This window comes from Paenibacillus maysiensis, from assembly GCF_000520815.1.
GTDB classification, from domain to species: Bacteria; Bacillota; Bacilli; order Paenibacillales; family Paenibacillaceae; genus Paenibacillus; species Paenibacillus maysiensis.
Map to the genome: position 1 here is coordinate 1 of NZ_ASRY01000023.1, position 8,686 is coordinate 8,686.

Consider the following 8,686-nt stretch of genomic DNA (forward strand, 5'->3'; position numbering starts at 1 on the left):
CAGACATCTAACATTCACTTTAGCGAAGAAGCAAAATAGCCAGGCAACAAAATACTATCCTTCAAAGATAGCAGTTCTATGCCCGGCTGCCGTCAAATCATTTGCTACTTTACTTAATCAATTGCGCTATGGTTTGTGCCACTTCTGCCCGGGTAGCATTGTATTCAGGTACAAAGGTTCCATCGGTATATCCTTTCATCAGACCGGCAGATGTTACAATACGAACCGCTGCCTGTGCCCAAGCTGAAATCTTCAATGATCCGCAGGCACATCAGCATACGTTTTGTCGTAAGCGAACACGGTATAACGGCTGAAGTGATTAAGGTCCGCGCTAATTTCTTGTTTTGCAGTATCTGTTCTACCGCTGACATACTCCCATTTTTTCAGCGGATCATTAAAAAAATAGATACCCAGCAAATCATTAAGACTCCCTTGTTCACCAAGTTCTCCAAACTTTAAGGTAAGCTGTACTGGGCTTCTAAAGGAATCCAATCTGGATATTCCTTTATCTGCCGTCGTTACTCCAAATTCAAATTCATAGTTCGAACCTGCGGGAAACCAAGGCTTTACACCCGGAAGCAAAGCATCCTTGGGCTCGATCTTGTTGAAATTTGTGACTCAGCTGTTAATTTTCCTTTGTTCTCCTCAAGAAGCTGAAGAATATTGTCATGCGTGAAATACAGTGTGAAGTTATTTCCTTGAAGCTGCAGGTTCTCTGCCTGTAATCCTTCCGCAACAGCGACCGGAATTAATATCCGATTGTATTTTTCCTCATTGACCGCGATTGTGATTTTCCCATCAACCACTCCGCTTAAGTCCTTCGCCTGCAAGACGAGTGTACCTCGTTCCGCCACTTCAGGTGTGGGCGTAGCCGACGTCCCTGCAGTTATTCCCATTGATCCGGGGGTAGCTGGCTCACATACTCAACGTAACGGTATGGGTTCCTGACTCCATGTATGGAATAATCACATATCCGTCTCCGCTGTACTTATCACTGCTCTCTGTGCCGTATAATGCAATTTTCAGATCTTTGCCAAGTGAATCCTTGGCACGTACGCCGTCAATATAAACCGAACGGGTCGTTTTGCCCCCCGGGTTGGAATAGGTGAAGATCAGACTCTGCTCTCCCGATTGGGGGATGCTTTAAGGTAAACGTTTACGTAAAGTTGATGGAAAAACTCAGGTAAGTGTTCTTACCGTTTGTCTTTCCACAATGGAGTGGTTGAAGATTTGACTTTTCGCGGTTTTTCCCGATTCAATCATGTAGATCAGCTTCTCGGAAGCGACCTTTCCAATGTCATACAGCGGCTGGCGAACCGTAGTCAATGGAGGTGTAACCATCTGGGCCAGCCTAAGATCGTCGTATCCCATGATAGAAATGTCCTCAGGTACATTCATTCCATGCTTCGTGACTGTCGAAAGTGCTCCAATTGCCATCTCGTCACTAGCAGCGAAGACAGCAGTAACCTCCGGTGCTTTCCGCAATAGTACTTCCATAGCTCTGCCGCCGCTTTCATATAAGAAGTCTCCATAAACGAGGTAACGGCTGTCGAAAGAAATGCCGTGCGCTCCCAGAGCTTTGCGGTATCCCTCGACTCTTGGAGTACCGGCGATGGGGTCACCCTTGGTTCCGCTGATCATGGCGATTTTACGGTGGCCTTTGCTGATCAGATACATGACAGCGTCATAGGAAGCCTGATAGTCATCCACCTTTACATAAGGCACATTGGCGAAATCCGTTTGGGAAGAGACTAGCACCACCGGGACTTTCATGTTCTCCAGTACGTCATAATACTCTTTCTTAAGCACCTCACTGGAGAAAATAATTCCATCAACCTGCTTCTCGCGCAGCAATTGCAAATACTTCAGAGTGCGTTTGCCGTCTTGATCGGTATTGCAGACCATCACGCTGTAATTGCGGTCATGGGCGAATTCGTCGATTCCATGAAGTAGATCGGAAGAGAAGGCGCTCGAAACATCGGGAAACATCACGCCGATCGTTTGGGTACGCTTGTTGATCAGTCCGCGGGCAATTGCGTTCGGCTGATAGCCAAGCTCCTTAATGGTCTGGTCTACTTTTTGCTTCGTTTTGTCCGAGTACCCGCCTAAATTATGCAGAACACGGGAGACTGTGGCAATGGATACATTCGCCTTCTGGGCCACGTCTTTAATTGTGGGGTTCATGTGATCTCCTACCTGTCGGTTAACAGTGAATTAACGTTTTCTGTTCTGGCATATGAAGATTGCAAGAATTAACGTAAACGCTTACCGAAAATATACGTCTTGAAATACGCTTTGTCAACTGAAATTAAAAACTGAAGACAAGTGAAAGAAAAATGATTAGAATAAATCAGTAAACGTTTACTACATATTGCAAAGGGGTGGGATATTCGAAGTTCAATAGGGGCTAAGCTAGTGCTGGTATTTGGAGCGACGGTTGTACTTATTATCTCCTTACTGGGGGTCTTGTCCTATAACAAGGCCAAAGAAACTATCAGCAATAATGCCGCAGCAACCAACAGACAAATGATTTTACAGACCTCTGAGATATTATACTAGGACAGTATGAAACTCTGGCTACGCAGTTGTTTTATGACCCAGAGCTGCAAGCATCAATGATTGAGCTATCCAGGTACAATGAAGCAACCTATGATTATGCAGTAACCGAAGACAGTATCAGCAAGAAGCTCTCTAATCAGATGTATGATTTTTTGGAAACTGAGAATACAAGCTTATGGATTCCCTCACAGGAGGATGAAACATCGCAATTAAGCATTCAATTGGTTCGTTCGCTGGGCAGTATGGCTGAAGCGGGATCCCGGTATATTGTGGTTGTAGATATTGATTCTGTCGTTCTTGAGGACCAGTTGAAAGCAATGGATTTAGGCCATGGCGAACTTCAATTATTAACCTTGAAAGGAGAATTTCTCATCGGTAAAAGTGAGGAGGATGGCAGTAATTCAATTGATGTCGGGGCTATCCTTGGCAAGGAGACAGGAGCTTCGAGAGCAAAAATATAAACGGAGAGAAAATGATCATCGCGTATAGATCAACTAAAACTGAATAATTGGATACTCGCTGAAGCAATATACCCGTTAGTGAGCTAGTGAAAGATGCGAAAGGAATTCTCTGAGACCTACCCGTTATATGATCAGCAAATGCAGGCGGCACGGGAGACAAGCGGTATTTTTGCTTCTGTCAAAGCAAGCACCGAGGGATTTAGAACAAGCTGAACGCAGTATCACAATCTATTGAAAGTCTCGCGCTCTATCAGCAAACACTGCTTGAAACCACGGGCAATGTCAGTGCTATTGCGCAGGAGACCTCGGCTACTACCTATCAGGTGAGTGTGCTTTGTCAACGACAGAACATATTGGGGGAGGTCTTGTCGCTTTGTCCCATACACTGAATATTTTATCTAGCCAACTTCAGGATAGTTTAAATGTTTTTAGGTAGAAAAGCATTGACAAAAGAAAAAAAAACAACTAGATTCTAAAGTAAGCGTTTACGTAATGATTATTCAACGTAACGGGAAAATAAAATATCATAATTTGTGATTAGGTAAACGTTTAATTCCTGCGTCGTTTGGATCGGACGAGGAAGAGGAACTTCTAATTAAAATTATTTTTTTACCCATTTACGTAAACGTTTACGTCATATTAAAAATAATAATCAGGGGGATTAATCAATGAAAAATGCACTTAAACTCATAACTGTCGGCCTGCTGACCGCCTCTCTACTCAGTGCTTGCGGAAACAATGCAGTAAACAATGATGCCGCTGCAGGCAATTCCGGCACCACCTCCGGCGAGAAGGTCAAGATTGAATTCTTCCAGAACAAGACGGAAGCCAAGACCACGTTCGATAAACTGGTCGCCAAATTTAACGAAGCGAACCCGAACATCGTGGTCTCGCAGATCAATCCGCCAGATGCTGAAACTGTACTGAAGACCCGCGCCGCCAAGAAAGACATTCCCGATGTCGTTGGCCTGGGTGCTACCGACACCTTCAAAACCCTATCCGCCAGCGGACTGTTCGAGGACTTCACCGGCGATCCGCTCGTAGACAGTATCCAGCCCGCTTATGTCAAGATGCTGAATGACCTGACTGGCTCCAGCGAACTGAACGGGATTCCATTCTCCGCCAATGCCAGCGGCGTCATTTACAATAAAGCGATGTTCTCAAAAGCCGGTGTTACGGTGCCGACGACTTGGGATGAATTCATTGCCGTTGCCCAGAAGTTCAAAGACAGCGGTAAGAACGCCTTCTACCTGACACTGAAAGATTCCTGGACGGCACTGACTCCGTTCAATTCCCTGGAGCCAAGTATTCTCGGCACAGATTACTTCAAACAGCGGACCGAAGGCAGTGTGAAATTCGCCGACAGCTTCCGCGAGATCGCCGAGAAGCAGCTGAAGCTGTCGGAATTTGCTCAGAAGGATATTTTCGGCAAAGGCTACAATGACGGCAACACCGCATTCGCCAAAGGCGAATCCGCGATGTACCTGCAAGGGGTCTGGGCCATTCCGGAAATTGTAAAAGCCAATCCGGCGATTGAACTGGGCGTCTTCCCGTTCCCGGCCACGAATGATGCGGCGAAGAACAAAGTCATCTCCGGTGTGGATACGCTGTTGACCATCTCCAAGAGCAGCAAGCATAAGGATGAGGCCAAGAAATTCGTGGAGTTCCTGCTCCAGCCTGAGAATGTGAGCCAATATATCACCGAACAGAAAGCCTTCCCGGCAGTGCAGGGCGTAACCCAAGACGATCCGACCATGGATGGCTTCAAAGAAGCCTTTACCTCAGGCAATCTGGCAGACTTCGCTGACCATTATACCCCTGGTGCCATGAAGGTGGACACCATTATCCAAGGTTTCCTGCAGAAGAAAGACATCGACGCCTACCTGAAGCAACTGGATACGGAGTGGGATAAGGTTGCTGACCGGAAATAACCCTTAAAACTAGAAAACAGCGAGAAAAGGGGGCAGCTCTTCCCTTCTTCTTCGCTTGTCCAAGGAGGATTAAATAATGGCCAAACGCCGAGTTGCCTTTTACTTGATGACTATACCGGCACTGCTCCTGTTCTTTGCCTTTCACACCTTTCCGGCACTGCAGGGCATTTATTACGCGTTCACGAACTGGGACGGCTTCAGTGACAGCTTCGATTATGTAGGATTCAGGAATTTCATCAACATTTTTAAGGATGAGAATGTGCTAAATTCCTACTTTTTCACCTTCAAATATGCAATTGTTACAACGATTCTCATCAATGTAATCAGTCTGATGATTGCGCTAGGACTGAACGCCCGAATCAGAGCCAAGAACTTTTTCCGAGGCGTGTATTTCCTTCCCAACATTCTCAGCGTGCTGATTGTCGGCTTTATTTTCAACTACCTGTTCTCTAATGTCGTTCCTATTTGGGGCGAGAAGCTGGGCAGCGAATTCCTCTCGCAGAACATTCTCGGCAATGACGACTGGGCCTGGATCGGGATCGTTATTGTCGCCGTCTGGCAAGGGGTCGCTTACAACACCATTCTGTATCTGGCCGGTTTGCAGACTATTCCGCAGGATCTTTATGAGGCTTCCAATCTGGACGGCGCAAGCCGCTGGAGAGAATTCTGGAGCATTACTTTTCCGCTGCTGGCTTCCTTCTTCACCATTAATATGGTGCTCGCAATGAAGGGCGGCCTGATGGTCTTCGATCAGATTATTGCCTTAACCGGCGGTGGGCCGGGGCGCGCCACGCAATCCATTGCACTGTTAATCTACACCGGGGGGTTCCAGGGTGGAGAATTTGCCTATCAGTCGGCGAACGCCGTGATTTATTTTATCGTGATCGTCGTCATCTCCGCCCTTCAGCTTAAATTTCTGCAGAAACGGGAGATGGACCTATGATCAAAAAATCAACCAACTGGCCTGTGACGATTATTATCGCTCTCGGCTCTCTGCTGATCCTGTTTCCACTGTACATGACCATTGCCATCGCGCTTAAGAATCCTGAGGAGATGGCCCGATCCATCTTTGCACTGCCGACCGGCCTGCATTTCGAGAACTTCGCCAATGCCGTTAAAGCGACTAATTTCTTCAATGCCTTGGGGAACAGCGTCACAATTACAGTGACGGCCGTAGTATTCATCCTGCTGACCAACTCTATGGTAGCCTACGCCATTGCACGGAATATGAATAAGCGTTTCTTCAAAATGCTCTACTTCTATTTTATTAGCGCTATGTTCATCCCGTTCCAGATTATTATGCTGCCTGTAGTCAAGGTCACCACAGACCTGCACATGAACAACATTCCAGGGCTAATTATTCTGTATATCGTGTATGGCTTAGCCTTCAACGTCTTTGTCTATGTCGGTTATATCCGCTCTATCCCTTATGAACTGGAGGAAGCAGCGACCGTGGACGGAGCCTCGACCTGGGGAACCTTCTGGAAAATTATCTTTCCGCTGCTTGCCCCGGTCAGTGCTACCATCGGCATCTTATCGTGCTTGTCCACCTGGAATGATTTCATGCTGCCGCTGGTTCTGCTCGGTAACCAGGATTCCTACACCCTGCCTCTTGTGCAGTATGTCTTCCAGGGCCAATTCAGCACGGATTTCAATCTGGCTTTTGCCTCGTACCTGCTGGCGTTGTCCCCAATGATCATCATCTACTTGTTTGCCCAAAAATGGATTATTGGCGGCCTTACCCAAGGATCCATTAAATAACACATCTATATAGAGACAGGAGATTAAACTAATGGATAAAAAATGGTGGAAAGAAAGCGTAGTGTATCAGATCTATCCCCGCAGTTTCAAGGACAGCAACGGCGATGGGATCGGAGATCTCCAAGGGATTATCTCAAAACTTGATTATTTGAAAATGCTTGGGGTTCATGTGGTGTGGCTGTGTCCGGTATATCAGTCTCCCAATGACGACAACGGCTACGATATCAGTAATTACCAGAGTATCATGGATGATTTCGGCACCCTCTCAGACTGGGAGGAACTACTTGACGGACTTCATACCCGTGGTATGAAACTAATTATGGATCTAGTAGTCAACCATTCCTCAGATGAGCACGCCTGGTTCGCGGAATCGCGCAAATCAGCGGATAATCCTTACCGGGATTATTATATCTGGCGTCCGGGCCAAAACGGGCTGGAGCCGAATGACTGGGGTTCCTTCTTCAGCGGCCCGGCGTGGGAATATGATGAGCAAACCAGGGAATATTTTCTTCACCTCTTCTCCAAGAAGCAGCCAGATCTGAACTGGGACCATCCGCAGTTGCGCCGGGAAATTTACGACATGATGACCTGGTGGCTGGACAAAGGAATCGACGGATTCCGCATGGACGTAATTAATCTAATCTCAAAAGTTCCGGAATTACCCGGTGTTGCGCAAGAAAGCAGCAGCGTCCGCCCCGCTTATCATTTTGGCGGAAAATATTTTGTAAACGGGCCGCATGTGCATGAATATCTTCAGGAGATGAACCGTGAGGTGTTGTCGAAATACGACATCATGACCGTGGGTGAGGCCATTGGCGTGACTCCTGAAGAAGCTTCACTGTACGTCGCCGAGGACCGAAACGAGCTCAACATGGTCTTCCATTTCGAACTGATGGAGGTTGATTCAGGACCGGGGGGCAAATGGGATGTGCGTCCGTGGAAGCTGGCGGACATAAAGTCCATTATCTCCAAATGGCAGACCGCTCTCCATGGCAAAGGCTGGAACAGCCTGTACCTGAACAACCACGACCAACCGCGGATGCTATCCCGCTTCGGCGATGATATCAATTACCCCAAAGAGTCGGCCAAAATGCTGGCTACCCTGCTGCATACGCTCCAGGGTACACCATACATCTACCAGGGTGAAGAAATTGGCATGACAAATGTAAAGTTCGGCTCCATCAGTGATTACAAGGATATTGAGATTCTAAATATGTACAAGGAGTATCTGGCTGACGGGCATTCGGAGGAATCCATTATGAACTCCATTTATATTAAAGGCCGGGACAATGGACGCACCCCAATGCAATGGAGTGCGGAGCTACAGGCCGGATTCACTACTGGCACACCTTGGCTGGCCGTTAACCCTAACTACCGTGATATCAACGTGGAGCAAGCCTTGAAAGATCCTGATTCCATTTTCCATTATTATAAAAAGCTTATTGAGCTGCGCGGCCAGCATGAAATTATCGTATATGGAAGCTATATGATTTTGGCGGAAGATCATGAACAGGTCTATGCCTATCTGCGCAGGCTAGGAGAAGAGCAATTGCTCGTGGTATTGAACTTCTTCGGTAAACCGACATCATTCATGCTTCCTGCTGGCATCGATTTCCAAGAACAAAAGCTGCTGATCTCCAACTACGACGTAGATCCGCTCACGGAAATTATTTCAATGGAACTTCGACCTTATGAAGCGCGGGTATATTTGCTGAAACATGCTTGAGTAAATCGACACTAAAGGAGCCATTATGGCTCCTTCCTTTGTTTATGCTGTAGCAATCCAAGAACTCTGGCCACCACCGCTGATGTGATAGATTAGGTCAGTGTTCATTGAACGCAAAACGCGTCTGTATACCGCGATCAAGATGCCTGACCGCACGGCGCTATCGATGGAGATTGCCTTTGGCGTATCCGTACCCTACCGGAGCCTTCCATACCGCTACCGCTGACCGAGGCAAGGAGTTTGCTTGT

Annotated in this window: 9 protein-coding genes and 1 pseudogene; 6 read left to right on the plus strand and 4 right to left on the minus strand. The window is 47.1% G+C overall.

Going from position 1 to position 8,686, the window contains the following annotated elements; all coding sequences use genetic code 11:
* Positions 1-109: 109 nt before the first annotated feature.
* The 4 genes from L696_RS29090 to L696_RS0101515 form a co-directional block, all read right to left on the minus strand.
* Positions 110-256 carry an S-layer homology domain-containing protein gene (locus tag L696_RS29090; RefSeq protein ID WP_081750667.1) on the minus strand — a complete coding sequence of 49 codons (147 nt, stop codon included), beginning with the start codon at positions 254-256 and terminating at the stop codon, positions 110-112.
* On the minus strand, positions 253-582 hold the full coding sequence (locus L696_RS0101505; RefSeq protein ID WP_025682074.1) for a hypothetical protein: 330 nt from the start codon (positions 580-582) through the stop codon (positions 253-255). The genes L696_RS29090 and L696_RS0101505 overlap by 4 nt, the downstream gene beginning before the upstream one ends.
* A complete protein-coding gene (locus tag L696_RS0101510; RefSeq protein WP_025682075.1) occupies positions 567-830 on the minus strand; it encodes a hypothetical protein in 264 nt (87 codons plus the stop codon). The genes L696_RS0101505 and L696_RS0101510 overlap by 16 nt, the downstream gene beginning before the upstream one ends.
* Positions 831-1,179: 349 nt before the next feature.
* A complete protein-coding gene (locus tag L696_RS0101515) occupies positions 1,180-2,184 on the minus strand; it encodes a LacI family DNA-binding transcriptional regulator (RefSeq protein ID WP_025682076.1) in 1,005 nt (334 codons plus the stop codon).
* Positions 2,185-2,615: 431 nt separating this feature from the next.
* On the opposite strand from L696_RS0101515, the gene L696_RS0101525 reads away from it, so the two are divergent.
* The 6 genes and pseudogenes from L696_RS0101525 to L696_RS32440 form a co-directional block, all read left to right on the plus strand.
* A complete protein-coding gene (locus L696_RS0101525) occupies positions 2,616-3,020 on the plus strand; it encodes a hypothetical protein (protein WP_025682077.1) in 405 nt (134 codons plus the stop codon).
* A gap of 668 nt (positions 3,021-3,688) precedes the next feature.
* Positions 3,689-4,951, plus strand: a complete 1,263-nt coding sequence (locus L696_RS0101530; RefSeq protein ID WP_025682078.1) for an ABC transporter substrate-binding protein — start codon at positions 3,689-3,691, stop codon at positions 4,949-4,951.
* Between the two features lie 76 nt (positions 4,952-5,027).
* The gene (locus L696_RS0101535) at positions 5,028-5,894 is read left to right on the plus strand and encodes a carbohydrate ABC transporter permease (RefSeq protein WP_025682079.1); all 867 of its coding nucleotides are present in this window, start codon (positions 5,028-5,030) and stop codon (positions 5,892-5,894) included.
* Positions 5,891-6,712: a carbohydrate ABC transporter permease gene (locus L696_RS0101540; protein ID WP_209440921.1), complete on the plus strand. Its 822-nt coding sequence runs from the start codon at positions 5,891-5,893 to the stop codon at positions 6,710-6,712. Before L696_RS0101535 ends, L696_RS0101540 begins: the two co-directional genes overlap by 4 nt.
* Positions 6,713-6,743: 31 nt before the next feature.
* Complete coding sequence (locus L696_RS0101545; RefSeq protein ID WP_025682081.1) at positions 6,744-8,438, plus strand: glycoside hydrolase family 13 protein; 1,695 nt, start codon at positions 6,744-6,746, stop codon at positions 8,436-8,438.
* A 97-nt stretch (positions 8,439-8,535) separates the two neighbouring features.
* A pseudogene (locus L696_RS32440) lies at positions 8,536-8,686 on the plus strand (IS30 family transposase); the annotation flags it as partial.

Excerpts from the sequence above, each read along its gene's own strand:
- L696_RS0101515 (WP_025682076.1), bottom strand. The coding sequence starts at position 2,184 with ATGAACCCCACAATTAAAGACGTGGCCCAGAAGGCGAATGTATCCATT.
- L696_RS0101525 (WP_025682077.1), top strand. The coding sequence starts at position 2,616 with ATGATTGAGCTATCCAGGTACAATGAAGCAACCTATGATTATGCAGTA.
- L696_RS0101530 (WP_025682078.1), top strand. The coding sequence starts at position 3,689 with ATGAAAAATGCACTTAAACTCATAACTGTCGGCCTGCTGACCGCCTCT.
- L696_RS0101535 (WP_025682079.1), top strand. The coding sequence starts at position 5,028 with ATGGCCAAACGCCGAGTTGCCTTTTACTTGATGACTATACCGGCACTG.
- L696_RS0101540 (WP_209440921.1), top strand. The coding sequence starts at position 5,891 with ATGATCAAAAAATCAACCAACTGGCCTGTGACGATTATTATCGCTCTC.
- L696_RS0101545 (WP_025682081.1), top strand. The coding sequence starts at position 6,744 with ATGGATAAAAAATGGTGGAAAGAAAGCGTAGTGTATCAGATCTATCCC.